This window comes from Arthrobacter sp. NPDC089319, assembly GCF_040684925.1.
Lineage (GTDB): Bacteria > Actinomycetota > Actinomycetes > Actinomycetales > Micrococcaceae > Crystallibacter.
Genome location: NZ_JBFBGZ010000001.1, coordinates 1 through 20,260, shown reverse-complemented (window position 1 = coordinate 20,260; position 20,260 = coordinate 1). Strand labels below are relative to the sequence as shown.

The 20,260-nt window shown below is 67.9% G+C and carries 19 protein-coding genes and 1 riboswitch; of the genes, 7 read left to right on the top strand and 12 right to left on the bottom strand.

The genetic code is table 11. From position 1 onward, the window contains the following. Nucleotides 1-176 precede the first annotated feature (176 nt). Complete coding sequence (locus AB0N75_RS00095) at nucleotides 177-845, top strand: hypothetical protein (protein ID WP_364643375.1); 669 nt, start codon at nucleotides 177-179, stop codon at nucleotides 843-845. On the opposite strand, the gene AB0N75_RS00090 is transcribed toward AB0N75_RS00095, so the two are convergent. The 6 genes from AB0N75_RS00090 to AB0N75_RS00065 form a co-directional block, all read right to left on the bottom strand. Then, complete coding sequence (locus AB0N75_RS00090; protein WP_364643372.1) at nucleotides 842-2,269, bottom strand: L-serine ammonia-lyase; 1,428 nt, start codon at nucleotides 2,267-2,269, stop codon at nucleotides 842-844. The genes AB0N75_RS00095 and AB0N75_RS00090 overlap by 4 nt on opposite strands. An 87-nt stretch (nucleotides 2,270-2,356) precedes the next feature. After that, the gene (gene gcvT, locus AB0N75_RS00085; RefSeq protein ID WP_364643369.1) at nucleotides 2,357-3,505 is read right to left on the bottom strand and encodes a glycine cleavage system aminomethyltransferase GcvT; all 1,149 of its coding nucleotides are present in this window, start codon (nucleotides 3,503-3,505) and stop codon (nucleotides 2,357-2,359) included. A gap of 16 nt (nucleotides 3,506-3,521) precedes the next feature. After that, complete coding sequence (gene gcvP / locus AB0N75_RS00080) at nucleotides 3,522-6,395, bottom strand: aminomethyl-transferring glycine dehydrogenase (RefSeq protein ID WP_364643367.1); 2,874 nt, start codon at nucleotides 6,393-6,395, stop codon at nucleotides 3,522-3,524. A 172-nt stretch (nucleotides 6,396-6,567) separates the two neighbouring features. Further along, nucleotides 6,568-6,668: riboswitch (glycine riboswitch) on the bottom strand. A 106-nt stretch (nucleotides 6,669-6,774) separates the two neighbouring features. After that, nucleotides 6,775-7,287 carry a DUF664 domain-containing protein gene (locus tag AB0N75_RS00075; protein WP_364643364.1) on the bottom strand — a complete coding sequence of 171 codons (513 nt, stop codon included), beginning with the start codon at nucleotides 7,285-7,287 and terminating at the stop codon, nucleotides 6,775-6,777. Between the two features lie 69 nt (nucleotides 7,288-7,356). Continuing rightward, nucleotides 7,357-8,691 (bottom strand): MFS transporter, encoded by a 1,335-nt coding sequence (locus AB0N75_RS00070; RefSeq protein WP_364643361.1) that lies wholly within the window; start codon nucleotides 8,689-8,691, stop codon nucleotides 7,357-7,359. Between the two features lie 213 nt (nucleotides 8,692-8,904). Continuing rightward, nucleotides 8,905-9,588, bottom strand: coding sequence for a GntR family transcriptional regulator (locus tag AB0N75_RS00065; RefSeq protein WP_364643358.1), 684 nt, complete (start codon nucleotides 9,586-9,588; stop codon nucleotides 8,905-8,907). A gap of 113 nt (nucleotides 9,589-9,701) precedes the next feature. On the opposite strand from AB0N75_RS00065, the gene AB0N75_RS00060 reads away from it, so the two are divergent. Both AB0N75_RS00060 and AB0N75_RS00055 read left to right on the top strand, forming a co-directional pair. Beyond that, entirely contained in the window at nucleotides 9,702-9,974 is a 273-nt protein-coding gene (locus AB0N75_RS00060) for a hypothetical protein (RefSeq protein ID WP_364643355.1), read from the top strand. A gap of 68 nt (nucleotides 9,975-10,042) precedes the next feature. Continuing rightward, nucleotides 10,043-11,932, top strand: a complete 1,890-nt coding sequence (locus AB0N75_RS00055; protein ID WP_364643353.1) for a glycogen debranching N-terminal domain-containing protein — start codon at nucleotides 10,043-10,045, stop codon at nucleotides 11,930-11,932. Between the two features lie 6 nt (nucleotides 11,933-11,938). Here the strand turns inward: AB0N75_RS00055 and AB0N75_RS00050 are convergent, their stop codons facing one another. The 3 genes from AB0N75_RS00050 to AB0N75_RS00040 all read right to left on the bottom strand — a co-directional run bounded on the left by AB0N75_RS00050 (nucleotide 11,939) and on the right by AB0N75_RS00040 (nucleotide 14,787). Beyond that, nucleotides 11,939-13,339, bottom strand: coding sequence for an MBL fold metallo-hydrolase (locus AB0N75_RS00050; RefSeq protein ID WP_364643350.1), 1,401 nt, complete (start codon nucleotides 13,337-13,339; stop codon nucleotides 11,939-11,941). 75 nt (nucleotides 13,340-13,414) lie between these two features. Beyond that, a complete protein-coding gene (locus tag AB0N75_RS00045; RefSeq protein WP_364643347.1) occupies nucleotides 13,415-14,173 on the bottom strand; it encodes a sulfite exporter TauE/SafE family protein in 759 nt (252 codons plus the stop codon). Then, nucleotides 14,170-14,787, bottom strand: a complete 618-nt coding sequence (locus AB0N75_RS00040) for a rhodanese-like domain-containing protein (RefSeq protein ID WP_364643345.1) — start codon at nucleotides 14,785-14,787, stop codon at nucleotides 14,170-14,172. Before AB0N75_RS00040 ends, AB0N75_RS00045 begins: the two co-directional genes overlap by 4 nt. 127 nt (nucleotides 14,788-14,914) lie before the next feature. Between AB0N75_RS00040 and AB0N75_RS00035 the strand changes: the two genes are divergently transcribed. Then, the gene (locus tag AB0N75_RS00035) at nucleotides 14,915-15,172 is read left to right on the top strand and encodes a metal-sensitive transcriptional regulator (RefSeq protein WP_364643342.1); all 258 of its coding nucleotides are present in this window, start codon (nucleotides 14,915-14,917) and stop codon (nucleotides 15,170-15,172) included. Between the two features lie 30 nt (nucleotides 15,173-15,202). Next, nucleotides 15,203-15,583, top strand: a complete 381-nt coding sequence (locus AB0N75_RS00030; protein ID WP_364643340.1) for a DsrE family protein — start codon at nucleotides 15,203-15,205, stop codon at nucleotides 15,581-15,583. Nucleotides 15,584-15,651: 68 nt separating this feature from the next. Here the strand turns inward: AB0N75_RS00030 and AB0N75_RS00025 are convergent, their stop codons facing one another. The 3 genes from AB0N75_RS00025 to AB0N75_RS00015 form a co-directional block, all read right to left on the bottom strand. Further along, nucleotides 15,652-16,809: a Vms1/Ankzf1 family peptidyl-tRNA hydrolase gene (locus tag AB0N75_RS00025; RefSeq protein WP_364643337.1), complete on the bottom strand. Its 1,158-nt coding sequence runs from the start codon at nucleotides 16,807-16,809 to the stop codon at nucleotides 15,652-15,654. A gap of 151 nt (nucleotides 16,810-16,960) precedes the next feature. Continuing rightward, nucleotides 16,961-17,188 carry a hypothetical protein gene (locus tag AB0N75_RS00020; RefSeq protein WP_364643334.1) on the bottom strand — a complete coding sequence of 76 codons (228 nt, stop codon included), beginning with the start codon at nucleotides 17,186-17,188 and terminating at the stop codon, nucleotides 16,961-16,963. Between the two features lie 59 nt (nucleotides 17,189-17,247). Continuing rightward, the gene (locus tag AB0N75_RS00015; RefSeq protein ID WP_364643331.1) at nucleotides 17,248-18,432 is read right to left on the bottom strand and encodes a TerC family protein; all 1,185 of its coding nucleotides are present in this window, start codon (nucleotides 18,430-18,432) and stop codon (nucleotides 17,248-17,250) included. A 211-nt stretch (nucleotides 18,433-18,643) separates the two neighbouring features. Between AB0N75_RS00015 and AB0N75_RS00010 the strand changes: the two genes are divergently transcribed. Beyond that, complete coding sequence (locus tag AB0N75_RS00010; protein WP_364643328.1) at nucleotides 18,644-19,225, top strand: hypothetical protein; 582 nt, start codon at nucleotides 18,644-18,646, stop codon at nucleotides 19,223-19,225. A 183-nt stretch (nucleotides 19,226-19,408) separates the two neighbouring features. Then, nucleotides 19,409-19,732, top strand: coding sequence for a hypothetical protein (locus AB0N75_RS00005; protein WP_364643325.1), 324 nt, complete (start codon nucleotides 19,409-19,411; stop codon nucleotides 19,730-19,732). The last annotated feature ends 528 nt before the right edge of the window (nucleotides 19,733-20,260 follow it).

Genomic DNA, 20,260 nt, shown 5'->3' with positions numbered 1-20,260 from the left:
CCACACTAACACCGGACCGGGCGCAGCTAAACCCTCGGTCCGGGCGCAGCCGCCGGCAAGGCGGCATTCCCGCGGGCCAACCCACCGGCGTGCCCTGCCGGTTCCGGCGCCGGCAGCGACCTACAATGTGCTCAAGTGCCTCCGTCAGTGGGGCTGTTTCGGGGGAGCAGGAAGCGGTGGAGGCGGCAAAGCACACGGTGCGCGGGCGGTCGCTCCGTACCTACCGCCGGGCACGCACCACGCTGATCTGCGTAGCCATTTTCTGGCTTTGGCTGCTGCTGGGCGCCGCCGCGTTCGTCGCGGGCATGTTCGACTCCCCCACCAAACTTTTCCTGGCCATGTACGCAGGCGCCGTGGCCGTGTTGGTCTCCATCCCGATTGGCCTGCTCGCGGCTATCTTCATGCTGCACCATCGGCCTGCCGCGGAAGACCGCCGGGCCACCGGGGAACGGCTGTCCGCGGCGGCCCGCTCCGCCGGCTCGGCCGTCGCCGCACTTCCGTGGGCGGCCGCTGCCGGCCGGGCCAAAGAGCTGGGCAGCAGGCTGGGTCCGGCGGCCAGCGGGCTCGGCACCGCCACCAAGGCCGGCGTAAGTCAGCTCCGTTCGGGTGCGCAGCAATGGCGCGGAGCCGGGGAACAACTGCGTGCACACACCGCGCGGCAGGCTGACGCCGGGGAGCAGCAGCCGGTCAAACGTTTGCCCAGCGTGGCTGCCAGTGCCGCGCAGAAGCCACAGGTTCCCCGCCGGCCGCCGATGCCGCCGCGGCGTCCGTCCGGCCCGCCAAGTGGAGGCCGGTCAGGCCGGGACAGCCCGGACGGCCGCCGCCTGGATGATTTGGCGTCCTAGCACTCCACCACGTTGACGGCGAGGCCGCCGGTGGCGGTCTCCTTGTACTTGTCGCTCATGTCCCGTCCGGTCTCGCGCATGGTCACGATCACCTGGTCCAATGACACCCGGTGCGTGCCGTCGCCCATCAGCGCCATCTTGGCCGCGTTCACGGCTTTGGCGGCCCCGATCGCATTCCGCTCGATGCACGGGATCTGCACCAGCCCGCCGATCGGATCGCAGGTCAGGCCCAGGTTGTGCTCCATGGCGATCTCGGCCGCGTTCTCCACCTGCATGGGGGTTCCGCCGAGCACCTCGGCCAGGCCCGCCGCCGCCATCGACGACGCCGACCCTACCTCGCCCTGACAGCCGACTTCGGCGCCGGAGATGGAGGCCTGTTCCTTGTAGAGGACGCCGACGGCGCCGGCGGTGAGCAGGAACTTCACCACCACCTGTTCCTTGTCCTCGCGGGTGGCGTGCTCCATCCCCGGGGCGTAGTGGGTGGCGTAGAACAGCACGGCCGGGATGATCCCGGCGGCGCCGTTGGTGGGTGCGGTAACCACCCGGCCGCCGGAGGCGTTTTCCTCGTTCACGGCCAGCGCCACGAGGTTGACCCATTCCTGCCAGTACTTGTGGTCCCGGTGGGGGTCTTCCTTGCGCAGCCGCTCATGCCATCCGGGGGCACGACGGCGCACGTTCAGTCCGCCGGGCAGGTCCCCTTCGCGGCGGATCGCCGAATCCTTGCATTCCTCCATCACATCGAAGATATGCACCAGCCCGGCCTCGATCTCCTCGCGCGGGCGGGCATCCTGCTCGTTGAGCATCATGATGTCGCTGATGTTCAGGCCGGTGCTGCGGCAATGTTCCAGCAGTTCGGCCGCGGTGCGGAACGGATAGGGCAGCTGCTTTTTGGAGGACTCCAGTTCCTCCTGGGCCGCTTCCTCCTCACCGTCGCGGACAATGAACCCGCCGCCCACGGAGAAAAAGGTGGCTTCGTGCAGAACCTGGGCATCGCCGTCGTCCGCTGCTGCCAGCACCTGGAAGCGCATGCCGTTGGTGTGCCGGGGCAGCACCGTCAGCGGGTGCAGCACCATGTCCTGCACGCCGTACTCGAGTGGCCGCGCGGTGGCGCCGGGCACTTCCCCGCCCAACTGCAGCCGGCCGGTCGCGGCGATGTCCGCCAGCCGCTCCTCCACTTGCTGCGGCAGGATGGCCTCCGGTTCGAAGCCCTCCAGTCCCAGCAGCACGGCGGTGAAGGTGCCGTGGCCGCGGCCGGTGGCGGCCAGCGACCCGTACAGGTCCACGCGGAGCCCGCCCGCCTTCTCCAGCAGGCCGGCGTCGGCCACCTCGCGCACGAACACGGCCGCGGCCCGCATGGGGCCCACCGTGTGCGAACTGGAGGGGCCGATGCCCACGGAGAAAAGGTCAAAAACGCCTACAGCCATGTCTTCCCTGTCCTAACGCGAGTGGGAGGTACGGCGGTGCCGTCCCCGCGGAGGCGGGGACGGCGGGTGCCTTGGTGGCGGGAGCGGCTACTGTTCCCGCCGGTAGAAGGGCAGTTCGACGACGTCGAACGGCTCCGGCTTGCCGCGCAGGTCCACGTCCACCCGGGTTCCGGGCTCGGCGTACTCGGCGTCCACGTAGGCCAGCGCGATCGGGTAGCCAAGGGTGGGGCTGGGCTGGCCGGAGGTGACTTCGCCGATGGTCCGGCCGTCCTTCAGCACAGGGTAATGGGAGCGGCCGGCGCGCCGGCCGGCGCCCTTGAGGCCCACCAGTTTGCGCGCCGAGCCCTTTTCCTTCTGCGCCTCAAGCGCCGCGCGGCCTACGAAGTCGCTGTCCTTCTTGAGCGAGACCACACCGCCCAGCCCGGCGTCGAAGGGGCTGGCCTGCAGGCTGAGTTCGTTGCCGTACAGCGGCATGCCGGCTTCCAGCCGGAGCGAATCGCGGCAGGCCAGTCCGGCCGGCAGCAGGTCCGCGCTCTGCCCGGCTTCCAGCAGGGCGTTCCAGAGCGAGCCGGCGTTGGCGTTCGGGACGTAGATCTCGAAGCCGTCCTCGCCGGTGTAGCCGGTGCGGGCCAGCAGCAGCTTCAGCGGCGCTCCGGCCACGGTGAAGTCCACCTCGTCGGCAGAGTAGTACTTCATCTCCCGCACGGTGGCGTGCTGGGCCGCCGGCACCAGCTGGAGCAGGATCTCCACCGATTTGGGGCCCTGGACGGCCACCAGCGAGGTGTTGGCGGTGGCGTCTTCCACGGTGACGTCGAAGCCCTTCGCCCGCGCCGCCAGCTCCGCGGCGACCGTCGGGGCGTTGCCGGCGTTGGGCACCACTAGGTAGCGGTCCCCATCCTGGTTCGCGGGACGCCGGTAGATGATCAGGTCGTCGATGATCCCGCCGTCGGCGTTGCAGATCAGCGAATACTTGGCTCGGCCCTCGGCGACGGCGGAGAGCTTGCCGGCCAGGGCGTAATCCAGGAACTTTCCGGCTTCCGGGCCGTTAATCCAGACTTCGCCCATGTGCGAGAGGTCGAACAGCCCGGCGCTGTTGCGCACGGCATGGTGCTCGGCCAGTTCGCTGCTGTACTTCAGCGGCATCATCCAGCCGCCGAAGTCGGTGAAGGAAGCACCCAGCCGCTCGTGTTCCTCGTAGAGCGCGGTGTGTCGGGGCGTGGTGGTCTCGGTAGTCAAGGGGTGCAGACCTTTCCTAGTTCTCGAAAGCTTCGGGCGGCGGGCAGGAGCAGATCAAGTGGCGGTCGCCGGCTGCGCCGTCGATCCGTCCCACCGGGGCGAAGTACTTGTCCACCTGCAGGCCGTGGACCGGGAAGGCGGCCTGTTCGCGGGTGTAGGGACGGTCCCAGTCGGAGCTGATCACGGCCGCGGTGGTGTGCGGGGCCAGCCGCAGCGGGCTGTTCTCCAGCGGGAAGTCGCCGTTGAGAACCTGGTCGATTTCGCCCCGGATCGAGATCATCGCGTCGATGAACCGCTCGATCTCCTCCAGGTCCTCGGACTCGGTGGGTTCCACCATCAGCGTGCCGGCCACCGGGAAGGACAGCGTGGGCGCGTGGAAACCGTAGTCGATCAGCCGCTTGGCCACATCTTCGGCGGTCACGCCGGACTTGGCAGTCAGTTCGCGCAGGTCCAGGATGCATTCGTGCGCCACCAGGCCGTCATTGCCGGTGTAGAGCACCGGGAAGTGCTCGTTCAGCCGCTTGGCCACGTAGTTGGCGGCCAGCAGCGCACTCTTGGTTGCCTCGGTCAGCCCCTCGGCGCCCATCATGGCTACGTAAGCCCAAGAGATCGGCAGCACGCCGGCCGAGCCGTACTCGGTGGCGGAGACCGGAACGCCCTTGCCCTCATGCTCCGCCAACGCGGCGTTGCCGGGCAGGAACGGCACCAGGTGCTCGGCCACGGCTACCGGGCCAACGCCGGGGCCACCGCCGCCGTGCGGGATGCAGAAGGTCTTGTGCAGGTTCAGGTGCGAGACATCGCCGCCGAACTTGCCCGGCTGGGCCAGTCCAACCAGCGCGTTGAGGTTGGCGCCGTCAATGTAGACCTGACCGCCGGCCGCGTGCACCGCGTCGCAGACGTCGCGCACATCTGCGTCATACACCCCGTGCGTGGACGGGTAGGTGATCATGATCGCGGAGAGCGCGTCTGCGTGCTGGTCGATCTTGGCGCGCAGGTCGGCGTGGTCGATGGTGCCGTCCGGTGCGGTGGCGACCACCACTACCTTCATGCCGGCCAGCACGGCCGAGGCCGCGTTGGTGCCGTGCGCGGAGGCGGGGATCAGGCAGACATCGCGCTGGTCGTCACCGTTGGCCAGGTGGTAGCGGCGGATGGCGAGCAGGCCGGCGTATTCGCCCTGCGAGCCGGCGTTGGGCTGGATCGAGACGCCCGCGTAGCCGGTGATCGCGGCGAGCCGGTCTTCCAGGTCGGCGATCAGTTCGCGCCAGCCGGCGGTCTGGCTGGCGGGAGCGAACGGGTGGATGGAGGCGAATTCCGGCCAGGTCATCGCTTCCATTTCCGCCGTGGCGTTCAGCTTCATGGTGCAGGAGCCCAGCGGGATCATGGTCCGGTCCAGCGCCAGGTCGCGGTCGGACAGCCGGCGCAGGTAGCGCAGCATCCGGGTTTCGGAGCGGTAGCTGTGGAACACCGGGTGGTCCAGGTAGGAGGAGCTGCGCAGCAGGTCTTCCGGCAGCTCGAAGCCAGCGGCGGCCTCGGCGGTCTTGCCGGCCGCGTCCTCCACGCCGAAGGCCTCCGCGACCAGGGCGAGGTGCTCCGCCGTCGTCGTTTCATCGGTGGAAATGCCCACGTGGTCGGCGTCGATGCGGCGCAGGTTCACGCCCTTGGCCTCGGCGGCGGCGGCGATCTCCGCGGCCTTGCCCGGAGCCTTCACCGTGAGGGTGTCGAAGAACTGGTCGGCAACCAGGCTGAAGCCCGCGCCGGTGAGCGCGCCGGCCAGGGTGCGGGCGGCCTCGTTGGTGTGCTGCGCAATCGCCTTCAGCCCCTCGGGGCCGTGGTAGACCGCGTACATGCTGGCCACGACGGCCAGCAGTGCCTGCGCGGTGCAGATGTTGGAGGTGGCCTTCTCACGGCGGATGTGCTGCTCGCGGGTCTGCAGCGCCAGGCGGTAGGCGGGGCGGCCGGCGTCGTCCTTGGACACACCCACCAGGCGGCCGGGCAGCGAGCGTTCAAGTCCCTTGCGCACGGCCATGTAGGCGGCATGCGGGCCGCCAAAGAACAGCGGGACGCCGAATCGCTGGGTATTGCCGACGGCGATGTCCGCACCCTGCTCCCCCGGCGGGGTGATCAGGGTCAGCGCCAGCAGGTCTGCGGCCACGGTGACCATGGCACCCCGTTCCTTGGCCTGCGCGATCACCGGGGCGTGGTCGAAGACGCGGCCGGAGGCTCCCGGCTGCTGCAGCACGATGCCGGAAATGTCGCCGTCGGGCAGCCCGGCGGCGAGGTCGGCCACCTCCACCTCGAAGTCCAGCGCCTTGGCCCGGCCCTTGACCACGGCGATGGTCTGCGGCAGCAAGTCGGCGTCCAGCACGGTCTTGCCGGCGGCCTTGGATTTGTTGGAGCGGCGCATCAGCAACACGGCCTCGGCCACGGCGGTGGCTTCGTCCAGCAGCGAGGCGTTGGCGATCGGCAGCGCGGTGAGGTCCTGCACCATGGTCTGGAAGTTCAGCAGCGCCTCCAGTCGGCCCTGCGAGATTTCCGGCTGGTACGGCGTGTAGGCGGTGTACCAGGCCGGGGCCTCCACCACGTTGCGGCGGATCACGGCCGGAGTGATGGTGTCGTAGTAGCCTTGGCCGATCATCTGCACGGCCGTCACGTTCTTGGCGGCCAGGGCGCGCAGGTCGCCCAGCACCTGGGCCTCGCTGCGGGCGGCGGGCAGGGCCAGCGGTTCCTGCTGGCGGATGTTTGCTGGCACCGCAGCGTCCACCAGATCGTCGATGCTTCCGTAACCCAACTGCTTGAGCATGACTTCCGCGTCGTTCCGGCGCGGACCGATGTGGCGGTCTGCGAAGGAGGTGCTGCCGGGCCGGGTGTCGAGGTTGGCTTTAGCCGTCATTGAGGAACTCCAGTTGATCCCCGGCATGGGGTGGCCATACCGGTAGTGAAGGGTTCCTCCCCGCTCTGTGACTGGACCTGAGAGATTCCGCAGGCGGACGGCCCGGGGCCGGTTCCTGCTTGCACCGTCGGTGAGCCGGTCCTTGGAGGGTCCGGCTGCTTTCCAGAGTTGCCTCTCCGCGGCGGTACAGGGGCCTGAGAGATTCCTGGGGAGGTATTGCTCCTACGGCGCCTGCTGACCTAGTGCTCAGCAGGACTCTCCCGCCGCATGTCGAAGGCTGTATGCAGTTGTTTCTAACTCCTTGAATGGTAGTCCAGCCGCTGGCGGGCAACAAGGTGATGACCGCGCCGGAACCGCCACGGTCAGCCGGGCCAGCCCGCTAGACTTCCCCGCGGGCGAGCATGCCCCTGATGTACGCGGCCTGGCCGACGTGCTCCAGGCAGTCGTCTAGGACGCTCACCAGCCGGACGCCCAGCTTCACGTGCGGGTCCCACCGGGTATCAACAATCCGGTCCAGATCGTCCTCGGTCAGCCCGGCCAGATAGCTCAGCGTGCCCGCATGCACGTCGTCGTAATAGTTGCGCAGCAAGTCGGCCGATTCCACCCGGACGGCCGCCACCTGCTCGGACGTATGGCCGTAGCCATGGTCCTTCTCGGCCAGCGGCAGGTCGAAGCGCTCCCACCAGCCCGCCAGCCAGTATTGCCGGGTGCCTGCGACGTCGGCAATGTGATCGTCCTGGATGCGGGTCAAATGCCAGACGAGCCAGGCGATCGAGTTGCTGTCGCCGCCCGGCCGGGCAGCCAGCTGGTCGGCGTCCAGGCCTTCCAGCACGTGGTGGACCCGTTCCTGGATCCGCCCGTAGGCATCGGCCAGCAGGTCGTTGAACTTCATGGTGCCTCCTCGTGACGGACTGTGCGTCAGCCTACCGGCGCCGGGCCGACCGGGGAACGAGCGGCCGCATCAGTCCCGGGCCGCGTCCTCCAGATACCGCGGCCGGCTTACGATGACCAGGCCCACCGCCAGCAGAAGAAGGGCGGCGCCCAGCAGGCCGAAGGAAGCCGCCCAGTCGCCGCTGACGTCGCGCAGCAGTCCGAAGGCCAGCGGACCGGCGCAGGCGACCGTGTAGCCGATCCCTTGCGCGAACCCGGACAGTGCACCGGCGCCGGCGGTGGTCCGGGTCCGCAGGTTGACCAGCAGCAGGGCCAGCGCGAAGGTGCCTTGGCCCAGGCCGGCCAGGGTAATCCAGAGCCAGGTGCCGAACGACGGCGACAACAGCAGGCCGGCGTAGCCGGCCGCATAGAAGCCGATGAAGAGCAGGCCCAGTCCCAGCGGATTGCGCAACCGCGCCGCGATCAGCGGCACCAGCAGGCTGGTCGGCAGGGCCAGAATGGCGTAATAGGCCAGCATGGTGCCCGCCATGGGCGGCAACATTCCGCTGTCCACCAGCAGCGGCGGCAGCCACGTGAACATCGAGAACGTGTTCGACGAGGTCCCGGCGAACACCAAAGCCAGGCCCCAGGCGAGCGGCGAACGCCAGACGCGCACCGCCGTCGTTCTGGTGGTTGCGGTGATGGCTTGCACTGTGGCCGGCGGACCTGGCGCGGGACCGTCCAGGCCCGCCATGGAAGACGCACCGGCTCCGCCCACCCCTACCGCGGCCAAGGCATGACGCGTCTGCGCCCCGTCGTGCTGATCCGGTTCCAGGCCCCCGGGCCGGTAGGGCTGCAGCACCAGGCGTGAAATCTTGCGCCGGGAATGTTCCGTCCATGCGGTGACCAGCCACGGCACCAGGGCCGCCACGCTCACGGCCGCCCAGACCCCGATCGAGAAACGCCAACCGGCCGCCTCCTCGAGCGGCACGGCCAGCAGCGGGCTGAACGCGGTACTGACCGCCAGCAGCGTCACGTAGAGCGCGGTAATGAGGCCGATTCGGTCGGGGAAATAGCGCTTCACCAACGGGGGCAGAAGGATGTTGCCGACGCCGTAGCCGGCCATGGTCAGGCCGGACAGGACCAGGAAGGACGGTACATCGGAGGCCATCGCCCGGCCCAGCTGGCCCACCGCGGCCATGACGATGGCCACCAGCAGCAGGACTTCCAAGCCGATCCGCCGCATCAGAACCGGCACGGCGAATCCGGCGGCGGCAAAGGCCGCGGTGGGCAACATGCCCAGCACGCCGGTGGAGGCGGTGCCGAATGGCAGCTCTGCGGCAATGCCAGCCAGCACCGGCGAGACGCCGGAGACGGCCAGCCGCAGGCTCAGCGCGAGCAGCAGGATGCCGGCGAGGACCGTCAAGCGGCCAGTAAACGGGGAGGTCTTCCGGGGCGCCGGGCCATGGCTGGAGCGGGAGCGGTCCTCGGAATGCGGTCGGGTATCGGCAGTCTGTGGTGCGGGCGAGGTCAAGCGTGGTCCAGGGGGTCGAACGGCGGGGCGGGACGGCCGAGTGGATTCGGCCGGGTTTCACCCTATCCCTTCACGGCGCCGCCTCCCGGCAGACCCGCAGACCGGCTACGAACTCTCCGGCGCCAGCTCCTCGGCGAGGATCCAGAAGGTCCGGCGCAGCCTCTCCACGGCGGCCTCGGGCTGGCCGCGCTGCAAGTACTGCACCGTCTCGTCCCAGCCATCGGTCCAGATGGGATAGGCCACGGCATGTTGGAAGAGGTGCAGCCGGGCCAGCGAACGGCCGAGCACATGGGTGTTCACGTCCCGCAGTTCCTGATGGTCGCCGGCCTGAAGGATGATGCCCACCAGGCCGTCATTAGCCCGGTGCGACGCCAGCATGTCTTCGTGCGCCAGGGCGGTCCGCAACTCGCCCACCAACGTTGCCATTCGGTCGATCTCGCCGGCCGACAACCGCGGGGCAGCCCGTTCGAACAGTGCCACCAGCACCACGCCCATCACGTCCAAGAGCTGCACGGCCTGCTGCCGGCCGAGGTTGGCAATGCGGTGTTCATGTCCCTCAGCCTCGATCAGGCCCTCGTCTGCGAGGGCCGAGACGGCCTGGTGCATCAGCGCGTCTTCCGTGCCAAATCGACTAGCCAGCCCGGACACGGTCACCGTGGTGCCGGGTGCCAGTCCGCCGGACAGGATCTCGTCCCGCACCCCTTGGACCGCCTTGTCCACCTTCGCCCGATCGGCCGCGCTGCCCATCATGAAGACCTCCTGCCGGTAAGTGATTATGACTGGCGTCACATACGAGTAATGTACGTGAAAAGGTGGATCGGGGTCAGGCCGCTGGTTAGTCTGATGAGACCTGCGGCACAGCGTCGTGCGGCAGGTTCTAAACGTGCAACAGGAGGTGCCGGTTGAACGCCATGTTTGGTGCTCGGATCAACATGAACGCCACCTATACGGCCTCGGCCACCGCCAACAGCAAGAATCCACACGACTGGGGCCGGGCCATGGCCGTTGCGCTGTCCGATTTGGTGGAGCAGAGCGAAAGTGATGCCGCATCGCCCGACGAACTGTACGGCGAAGATTTGCGCCTGGTCATCGAGGAGACGGAGAGCGGCGTGCAGATCCATCTGTCCTGGTCGCCTGGCGGCCAGGAATTGGAAGCCGGGGACGCCGAAGGCTGAGGCGCACCGGCCAACCGCCGGCGGACCAAAGACTGTTCCGCAGCGGCCGATACTGCCAAGATGAGCTCATGGTCTATCGCCAGCCGTATGTCCATGACCTCACCGGAGTCTTTGCGGCTCCGCTCCAGGCGTGGAGCGAACCGCACGGGCAGATCCGGGGCCATGGTGCGCAGGGCGTGTACTTCGGGGACGACCGGGTGCTGGCCCGCTGCCTGCTGACGGTCAACGGCCAGGAGCCGGAATGGATGTCCACCCAATCGCGGTCCGCGGGCCGGGCCGATTTCATCTCCTTCCTCCGGACCGCAGCGGAGGGGACTGACCCGCTGGTCACCCTGAACCGTTCCCGGACGGTGCAGGGCGGCCGGCTGGGCGAGACGTTAACCTTTACCTCCGCATTGCAGGACGAGCTGGAACTTCAGGTCCGGGTTGATCTGGTCGCGGATGCCATCCCGCTGGAGCAGGTGCGTGCCGGGGCGGCGGGCGAGGCCGGTTCGGTGGCGCCCGGCGAGGCCCGGTGGAGCTGGCGCGACGGTACGCGCGCCGTGCTGACGGCGGAGGGCGCCGAGGCCGACTTCGACGGCAGCCTGGTCCGGCTGGAGTGGACGGCGCTGCTCACGCCGGGCACCGTCGTCGTCCTCTCCTGGAGTATCGATTACGACGACGCCGGCGCTCCCCTCACTGCCGCATCGGCACCGGTGCTGCGCACGCCGTCAGTGACGGGAGACTCGCGGCTGCAGCGGCTGATGAGCCGCTCCCTCACAGACCTCAACAGCCTGCGCATGGCCGGCAGGGATGCCCCGGCCGACGTCTTTTTGGCAGCCGGTGCTCCGTGGTTCCTGACGCTGTACGGCAGGGAGTCGCTGGTGGCCGCCCGGCTGCTGCTGCCGATCGATTCCGCCGTCGCGGAGGGGACGCTGCGTTCGGTGGCCCGGTGGCAGGGCACCGTGGAAAGCGAAGAGACCGGCGAACAGCCCGGCCTCATGGTCCAGGAAGTGCGGCAGCGCCGGCTGTCGATGGCCGTGGACGCCGTGGTCCGGGAGCTGCCGCCGGTCATCTTCGGTTCGCCGGATGCCACGCTGCTCTGGATCGTCCTGTTGCACGATGCCTGGCATTCCGGCATGCCCGAGGACGCCGTCCGCGACCTGCTGCCCCAGCTGGACGCGGCACTGGATTGGTTGCGGCGACACTCGGACCCCGGCGGCGACGGCTTCATCCGAATGCCGGTCCCGCCCCTCCAAGGCCCCGGACACCAAGGTGCCGGGGACACCCGCGGCGCCTACCGCCATCTGGACGGCAGCGCGGCAACCGGAGTCGTTGCCCCGGCCGATCTGCAGGCCTACGGCTACGAGGCGGCACGAGCGGCATCGGTGCTGCTGGACTACTTTGGCGAGGCCGACGCCGGCGAGGAGTGGCGGGACTACGCGTCGCGGCTGGCTACTAATTTCCGCAACCGGTTCTGGTGTGCGGACGACGCCGGACCGTACCCGGCGATGGCCCTCGACGACCGGGACCGGCAGGTGGCAGGCGTCGGATCCGGCATGGGACATCTGCTGGGCACCGGGCTGCTGGACGCCGAGGAAACCCGGACGGTGGCCGGCCGGCTGATGGACCGGACGCTGTTTACCGGCTACGGCATCCGCACGCTGTCCACCGCGAACCCGGGGTACTGGCCCACCCGCCGCCGCGCGGGGGCGGTCTGGAGCCAGGACACGGCGTGGATAGTGATGGGACTGCTGCGCACCGGCTTCCAGGCGGAGGCCGCGCAATTGGCGGCGGGCCTGCTGGATGCCGCGGAGGGTTTCGACTACCGGCTGCCGGAACTCTTCAGTGGCCAGGCCGCATTGGAGGTCCGCCCGCCGCTGCCCTACCCGTCGGCCTGCCGCCCGCATGCCGGTGCGGCCGCGGCCGCGGTGCCCGTGGCGCTGGCCCTGGGCGGCTTCAGGGCCAGCGCGCGTTAATACCGGTCAGGCTGCGGCGACGCTTCTCTGCCAGGCGGTCCAGGCTGCGTAGCTGCCGTCGAGTTCCGCAACATCGTACCCGGCCCGGCGCAGCGCACTGGCCGCCACGGAGTTCCGCACGCCGGACTGGCAGTAGGTCACGATGGTGCCGTGGGCGGGCAGTTCATCCAGGTGCCACATGACGCGTCCGCCGCTGAGCTGGTGCGAGCCGGGTATGTGCCCGTCGGCGTACTCCGTCTTGTTGCGGACGTCCAGGACCATGGCGGCGTCGAAGCCGTCGAGTTCCCCGGGCTGGATCAGCTTCGGGACAGCGGTGGGCAGCCCGTCGATGCCGGTGACATAACCGGCGACGTTGTCGATGCCCACGCGGACCAGATGGTCCCACACCTCCTGCGCCGCATCCCGGTCCGGGGCCAAGAGGACCAGCGGGGCCTTATCCGTCTCCGGGTTAACCACCCAGGCGCCGTAGCTCGCCACGGACTTGCCCGCCGGGACATTCAGTGACCGGACCACCGTGCCGGAGTGGACATCGCCGTTGGAGCGGGTGTCAATGAAGGTCAGCTTGTCTTCGGCCAGACCCTTGGCGACGTCCGCGGTGTCCAGTTCCACCAGCGGGGCGCGTTCGCCCATCACCGCCGGGCCTTCGCGGTTTTCGCGTTTCATCCGCCCAAAGTAGGCGTGCGCATCGGGCTGGCCGTCGAGGAGCTCATCGATGAAGCCCTGCTCATCGTTCGCGGCAAGGTAGCGCCCCCACCAGGCGTAAAGGCGTTCGTAGCCGACGGTGGAGGACGGGATGGCGCCCAAGGCCTTGCCGCAGGCACTGCCGGCGCCGTGCGCGGGGTGGACCTGTACGTAGTCGGGCAGGGTGAGGAACTTGTCCCGCAGGCTGGCGAAGAGCTGCTTGGCACCCTCGAAACGGGTGTCAACGCCGCCGGCGGCCTCGTCCAGCAGATCGGGGCGGCCCAGATCGCCGGAGAAGACGAAGTCTCCGGAGAGCAGGTAACCGGGCTGGTCGCTGAAGGCGCCGTCAGTGACCAGGAAGGCCAAGTGTTCCGGGGTGTGCCCGGGGGTGTGGACCGCCTTGATGCTGATGTTGCCCAAGGCGATGGTGTCGCCGTCGAACAGCCGTTCGCCGTCGAATTGGTATTGCCAGTCCGGCCCGCCCTCGCCCGAGACGTAAATCTTCGCGCCGGTGGCGGCGGCCAATTCGCGGGTACCGGAGAGGTAGTCGGCGTGGATGTGGGTCTCCGTGACGGCCACGATCTTCATGCCGTTCTTCGCGGCGAGATCCTGGTAGACGGCGATGTCGCGGCGGCCGTCCACCACGATCGCCTCGCCTTTGGCCTGGCAGCCGATCAGGTAGCTGGCTTGGGCGAGGTCGTCGTCGTAAATGCGCTCGATAAGCATCTGGTGCTCTCCTTCAAATGAAAGGGTCTGGGAGGTTTGGGTAGGGAGGTTTCGGTTCTGGATTGGGGCCCGGAGTCAGGCGGTGACGGTGCCGGCGGTGACCCACCCCGCGACGGCGAAGATGAGTACTGCAAATGAGATGCGGACGTGCTTGTCCTTCAGCCGGCGGGCCAGCCGGGCCGCGACGACGGATCCCACGACGGCGGGAACTGCGAACGCAAGGGTGGTGGGCCAGTCGATGCTGAAGCCTGCGGCGTGGGCGCTGAACCCCGCGGCTGAGTTGATGACGATGACGGCCAGGGAGGTTCCGACGGCCTGCTTCATGCGCAGCCCCAGGAAGATGGTTAGCGTCGGGATGATGAGGAAGCCGCCGCCCACGCCGAGGAGTCCGGTGAGGAACCCGACCAGCAGTCCCACTGCCAACGCCTTGGGGGCACACGCCCGGAGGGCCCGGCCCGGCCCCGTGCCGCAGGACCCGTCGGTTTCGCGGGTCCCAGCGAGCATCCGGATGCCTGCGAGCACCATAATTGCTGAGAATGCCAGCATCAGGACGTTCGGGTCAAGGACTCGGCCGACGGCGGCGCCGCCCCAGGCGGCTGGGATGCCGGCCGCACCCACCAGGGCGATGACCGGCCAGTTCAGGCCTTCCCGGATCCGGGGCAGCAGGGCCGCCAGCGAGGACACTCCCACCACCAGCAGCGACGTGGGAATCGCCTGGGCCGGACTCATGCCCACCCCATACACCAAGGCCGGGACGGCGATGATCGCCCCGCCGCCGCCCACCAAACCCAAGACAACCCCGACGAGCAGCCCCAGCAACAGGGACAAGGTCATGCCGCCGGAGCTCCTGCAGTTGCGGGAACGGGGAACTGCAGGATGGCACTCTCCCGGGTGGGCTCCTTGGCGGCCTTGTTCCAGGGCATGACCGAGAGTGCCTTACCCATGGCACAAGTGTTGGTCGCCGCGGAGAACGTCAGGCCGGTGCCAATCGCTCCGGCCAGCATCCGGACCTTGGGGGAAACGAACTTGCCTCCAGCCAGGCCCAGCATCACCAAGGAGCCGGCAGCGAGGCGGACCTGCCGTTCCAGGTCCCAGCGCGCTTTGCCCTTGACGACGTGGCCGCCGGCGGACGCGTAACCGGGCACTCCGCCGGTCAGGACATAGGCGGTGTTCACTCCGGAGGCGCCCAGGCGCTGGCGGGCCTGCTCGGCGCGCGCTCCGGACTGGCAGACCAACACCACCCGGCTGCCCAGGCGGGCGGCGAGTTCGTCGGTGTGTTCGGACAGCAGCGGCATCGGCACATTGTAGGACCCACGGATGTGCAGGGACTCGAACTCAGCGGCTGAGCGGACGTCGATCACGATCAGGTCCTGGTGCTCCGACATCCAGGAGCGCAGGGTCTCCGGAGCGAGTGCGGTAACGGCATGGGCCGAAGAAGGGGAAGCCATGGCTGGCCTTTCGATGGGGAACTAATGGATACCCCACCGAGTATTACAGATACCCCAGGGGGTACGTCAAACACCCTAGGGAGTATACACTTATGGCAGATCCGCCGCCCACATTTGGAGAAACATCTTGGAACTGAATCCGTCAGAACTCACGCCGGTGATCAACCGCATGAAGCGGGCCCAGGGCCAACTGGCCGCCGTGACCCGGATGCTGGAAGAAGGGCGGGACTGCAAAGACGTCGTCACCCAACTGGCGGCCGTCTCCAAGGCACTTGACCGCGCCGGGTTCGCCATCATCGCCACCGGCTTGGAGCAGTGCCTCGTCCAGAAGGACGCCAGCATGGACAAGAAAGAGCTGGAGAAGCTCTTCCTGTCGCTCGCATAACAAGCAACTTCGAGCTTTCCGTGGAGCACCATGACCTCTAGCCCAGCCAGAACGCCGCAGGGCGGAGCGGGCCGCGGCCTGCTCATCCACTCCGCCGGCCCACTCGAGCAGGAAGCCCTCCCCGGCATCCTGCGCAGTGCCGCCAATGCCCGTGCCGCGCTTGGCCAGGAAACCTACATCGAAGTGCTCGTGCAGGGACCCGGCGTCGCCATGCTCGCCACCGGCCCACCGGCCTCCGAAGCCATCGACAACGCCCGAAAACTAAACGTGCGCATCCTCGCCTGCGGCAACAGCATGCGGTCAGCAGGCCTGGAAGATGGAGACCTTGTCCGCGGCGTCGAGGCGGTGCCTTCGGCCATCGCCCATCTGGCCCAGCGTCAATGGACCGGCTGGGCCTACGCCCGGCTCTGAACGCTTAGGCAGCGGGCACCGGACGCCGATGTTTCGGTACCAGCGCCCGCCGGCTTCCCGCGACCGGGCTAGCCTCGGGGAACGTCCGGGCCGGTGGGCCAGCGAAGCAAGGCCGCAATGCTCTTGCCGCCCGGCAGCGCACCTGCTGGGACCATGGCCACCCGGGCGTCGGTCAGCGCCGCGGCCCGTACCAGCGCCGCCGGCGCCGGAATCTTGGCCAGCAGCTCGCCGTTGACCGGTTGCTCGCCGGCGGTGGCGATCCAGGGTTCCACGTTCAGCACATTCACGTGGTGGTCGGCGAGCGCATTGTCGTTCATGATCAGCGTGCCGACCTGCGCCTGCTGCAGGGCGCGGATGCACTCGCCCAGGCCCACGGTCCACTCCGGATGGGCCTGTCCCGTCTGGTTCGCCAGCCGGTTCAGGATGGCTTTGCGCTGTTCGGTCCAGACATGGGCCACCCGGGCGGCGATTTCGGCCCGGAGTGCCTCCTTGTCGGCACCGCCGGTGCGGGTGTGCGATTCAAAGGTGGACTCGATCGCCCGGCTGGCTTCGGAGAGCTGTTCGACCACCAGCTCACGGGCCCGGATATCGCCGGCGATGATCAGCAGCCGCGCCTTGCTGGCCTGTACCACGCGATCAATTTCGGCCGCGATCTCATCGGCGTTCTTGCGCCAAATTTCCTCGGTGCGGTGCTGGTAGCGGCCTTGCGACCACCCGCCGCCGGGGATCTTGGTGAGGTTCTCCCGGTCGCCTTCCACCGTCGTCGTTTCCGCCACACCGTTTCGGCGCGCGTACTGCAGGTGGACCTCACCGCCGTCCCGGCCAACCTCTGCCACAACATACGGGAAGTCCTCACCGCGCGCCTTCAACAGCGGCACCAGGTCCGGAATCGGACCTGCTTCGACGACTTCGGGGCCGGACATGGCCCCTGGAAGCACCTCGTTGACCTCTGCCTCGCCCTCGCGGACCAGCACGTAGCGGCTGACCGGCGACGGCATGCCCGTGGCGGGGGAAACGGCGTCGATCACGGCCCGGATGTCCGCTTTCGCGGCGCCTTGCCTTTCGAGCGATTCACGCAGTCTGTCCGGCAGCACGTCCCCCGCACGGAGCGTTTCCGCGGTCCCGGCGCTGGCGTCAACATAGACCGTAATCCACGGCCCCGGCTTCTTGTACAGCTCGGCGTACCTCTTGTTCGCAGCGTGGGTCGTATTGACCTGCTCGGCCATCATGATCACCTTCCCGGGCGAATAGGAAATGCGGGGTTTTCTTGATCAGTAGCCCTCACGGTAGCACCGGAAGTTTTGCCCTTGAAGGGGCTGCAGAACTTATCCGGATGGGTCCGGCCAATCAGTCCACGAACCCCGTTTCCGACGTCGGTTAACGGCTGCCGGGGCGTGAATTTTCGCCGTCCGGGCCCTGCCCGCGGCCCCTTCTGGCGGCCGCGGCCCGGCCCCCGCTGACGGCTGCGCCCAGGGCCACGCCGATCGCAATCCACCACCACTGGCCGGTCACCGAGGACATCACCACGCCCAGCAGGATCCCGAAGATCAGGCCCATCATCAGTGGGTTGCCGGGCTGCCCGCCCGTCCTGCGTTCATCAGCCATGGTTCCACCGTAGGCCGCTCCGGAGGAGCCGCACCAGGCCCCTCCGGAGCGTGGCCGGCCTAGCCCCTCTGGTACTCGGCGTGCTGGCGGTGTGCTTCAGCCACTTGTTCGCGGATCTTATCCACGTCCTTGGCCTTGTTGCGGTACTTCGGCTCCATTTGCTCGATCTGGCGTTCTTCCTCCACCAGCAGGCCGTAGATCCGTTCGCGCTCGGCTGGATCTGCGGTGTAGGAGAGATCGATGTAGCTGACCGCGTGGCGGCGCGCATTGTTGATGGCATTCTGCGCCTTGCCGGCCTTGCTCACCAGCGAGGCGACCACGGTGATGACCAGGACGCCGATGATCACGGTGAGCGAGAGTCCCGTCGAGATCTCGACGACTGGCACCGGGTTGCCGTCGTTGATGAAGGGCAGGTTGTTCTCATGCAGCGCGTGCAGGATCAGCTTCACGCCAATGAACGCAAGGATGGCTGCCAGACCGTAGGACAGGTAGATCAACCGGTCCAGCAATCCGTCGATCAGGAAATACAGCTGACGCAGGCCCATCAGCGAGAACGCCGTGGCGGTAAAGACGATGTACACGTTTTGCGTCAGGCCGAAGATTGCGGGAATGGAGTCCAGAGCAAACAGGATGTCCGTGCCGCCGATGGCCACCATGACCAGCAGCATGGGGGTCAGAGCACGCTTTCCATTCTGGATGGTGAACAGCTTGTCGCCGTCGTAGTAATCGGTGGTGTGGAAGAAGCGCTTGGCCACCCGGATGATGAAGTTGTCCGCCTCGTCGCCCCCGTGGGAAGGCTTGAGCAGGTTGCCGGCGGTGATGATGAGGATCAGGCCGAAGGCGTAGAAAACCCACGCGAAGGAGTTGATCAGTGCGGCGCCCAGGAAGATGAACCCGGTGCGCGCGATCAGCGAGAAGACGATGCCGAACAGCAGCACCTTCTGTTGGTCTTCGCGGGGCACCTTGAAGCTGGCGATGATGATCAGGAAAACGAACAGGTTATCCACCGAGAGCGCCTTCTCGGTGATGTAGCCGGCGAAGTACTCCGAGCCCATCGCAGAACCGCCAAAGATCAGCACCAGAATGCCGAAGACGATGGCGATGCCCACGTAGAGGGCGGACCAAATGGCGGCTTCCTTCAGCGACGGCACATGCGCTTTGCGGATGTGGAAGAAGTAGTCGAAGGCGAGCAGCGCGAGGATAACGACGATCGTGATGCCCCAGATCAGGGGAGAAACGCTCATGGTTCCCTTTCGTAAGCGGGTAGCGGTTTGGCCCGCAAGTCTCTCCTCCGGCATTGCCGGTCGCTGCAGCCGGCCGGGCGTCGGTGCCCTACGTGTTGACGGCTGCAGCGCATGGGGGATACTCCCTTACGCAGTTGTCAGTCTAACGACGACGGCGGTGCTCGCCTAATAATGCAAGGGAAATCCAAGGTGGTCCGGACAGGATCTGTTTATGGAACGGGTCCTACCGCTGCTGACCGCTGCCGTCCTGCTCGCTGCCCTGGCCGGCTGCTCCGCAAACGCGGACGGCGCGACGGTGCCGCGCGCGGCCGAACAGGGACTATCCCGGAGCACCGCGGCGACGGACGGAGCGGCGTCCGTCAGCACCTCGATGACGAATGCGGCTTCTGCAGGCAACTCCCCCGGCGTCGCCACGGCCCGTACCAGTCCCCCGGTAGCGAGCTACGCCCAAAGCCGGCCCACCGGCGAGGCCAGGGCCCGGATCGTTGCTGGCACCGGCGGCGCCCTCGGCCAGACCGGGCACGGTGCCTATGTCTGTAAGCTCATCAGCACCCCCACCGTCAGCCTGTATTCGGCCGGGGGCTCCATGTCCGGCGGCGGTGATACGCAGGCCGTTGATGCCAATGAAAGCGGCACCACGGTGCTGGAATTGCCAGCCGGCGAAATCAACCTAGCGGCCTACTGCGCCGACCCCGGAGGGGTTGGACCCGACTTCACCGGCACCAGCGCAGCCTTCGTCGTCACAGACGGCGGCAGCATCGACGTCGAAATCGCTGCCGCACCGCAGCCGTGACCATCCGATGCCCTGTCCCGGGCATGTCGGGTCCTGGCCGCCCAATAACTCAAGCATCTGGTCCCACGCGCCGCGGGCCACGGCCACCCTCTAGGACGAGGCCGGGCCAGGTGATAGCTTTCGACGAACTGTCGGCCGCGCCCGACGAATTCGACGCCGGCCAACGCTGAAGGGAGTACGACCATGTCCTATTACGTGGAGTATGTCGTTCCGGCTGATCCGGACGAGGGGAACTTCGAGTTTCCGGTCAGCGAAGAGCAGCGCGGCTATACGGTTCCACTGAGCGAAACCGACGCCGACCTCATCAGCACCGATAACCTGCCCGTCCGAACCGAGGTGTTCGGCGCGTCCCTGGCGGAAGCCAAAGAAGCTGCGGAGTCCATCCTGTCCCACAGCAAGGCGGACCAGGCGCGGCTCTTCGACGACCCCGACGACTCAATGCAGCCGGGAGCTGGCACCCTGGTCGCCAGTTACACGGAGGGCGACGGCTGGCAGGATCACGAGTAGCCCTTAGACCGTCCCGAGTGCCGGCTCCGTAGCTCAAGTCGCGGCGGCGCCGGCCCCCCACCATGTCTTCTACTGCCGCCTCGGAACTTTCCCGCTCCATCAGGTCCCCTTAGCCCTGCTTTCGACTCTCGCCAGGGTCTCCTTCGCCCTCGGATGTCCCACCAACGCCTTCCTCCGCGAACTCTGAGGTCCGCATTGGGGGCGAGCCCAAATTGTCGTACCCGGCTGGTTGAGTGGGGTCATGGAGGAGAACGCGGAGCGGGAACCGGTTTCTGGGGAGGGCCGGAGGTTGCCTACGCAGGAGGAGCGTGAGGCGGCGATCGCGGCGATTCTGGCGCGGATGAAGCCGGCCCGGAAAGACCCGGTGCCGGTGCAGGTGCGGTGGGCGGAGCCCGTGTTCGAGCCGGGCCCGGACCCGTACGCGGGCCTGGTGTCCCGCCGGCCGCGGATGAGGACCTTGACCAGGGCAACCGGGCGCACCGGGAGGACTTCGCGGCCTGGGAACTCGACGACGCGACCGATCGGCCG

Coding starts and splice junctions, on each gene's coding strand:
- AB0N75_RS00025 (WP_364643337.1), bottom strand. CDS start 16,809: ATGGCCGAGCAGGTCAATACGACCCACGCTGCGAACAAGAGGTACGCC.
- AB0N75_RS00005 (WP_364643325.1), top strand. CDS start 19,409: ATGTCCTATTACGTGGAGTATGTCGTTCCGGCTGATCCGGACGAGGGG.
- AB0N75_RS00040 (WP_364643345.1), bottom strand. CDS start 14,787: ATGGCTTCCCCTTCTTCGGCCCATGCCGTTACCGCACTCGCTCCGGAG.
- AB0N75_RS00075 (WP_364643364.1), bottom strand. CDS start 7,287: ATGAAGTTCAACGACCTGCTGGCCGATGCCTACGGGCGGATCCAGGAA.
- AB0N75_RS00015 (WP_364643331.1), bottom strand. CDS start 18,432: ATGAGCGTTTCTCCCCTGATCTGGGGCATCACGATCGTCGTTATCCTC.
- AB0N75_RS00055 (WP_364643353.1), top strand. CDS start 10,043: ATGGTCTATCGCCAGCCGTATGTCCATGACCTCACCGGAGTCTTTGCG.
- AB0N75_RS00010 (WP_364643328.1), top strand. CDS start 18,644: ATGGAACGGGTCCTACCGCTGCTGACCGCTGCCGTCCTGCTCGCTGCC.
- AB0N75_RS00045 (WP_364643347.1), bottom strand. CDS start 14,173: ATGACCTTGTCCCTGTTGCTGGGGCTGCTCGTCGGGGTTGTCTTGGGT.
- AB0N75_RS00030 (WP_364643340.1), top strand. CDS start 15,203: ATGACCTCTAGCCCAGCCAGAACGCCGCAGGGCGGAGCGGGCCGCGGC.
- AB0N75_RS00090 (WP_364643372.1), bottom strand. CDS start 2,269: ATGGCTGTAGGCGTTTTTGACCTTTTCTCCGTGGGCATCGGCCCCTCC.
- gcvP (WP_364643367.1), bottom strand. CDS start 6,395: ATGACGGCTAAAGCCAACCTCGACACCCGGCCCGGCAGCACCTCCTTC.
- AB0N75_RS00050 (WP_364643350.1), bottom strand. CDS start 13,339: ATGCTTATCGAGCGCATTTACGACGACGACCTCGCCCAAGCCAGCTAC.
- AB0N75_RS00020 (WP_364643334.1), bottom strand. CDS start 17,188: ATGGCTGATGAACGCAGGACGGGCGGGCAGCCCGGCAACCCACTGATG.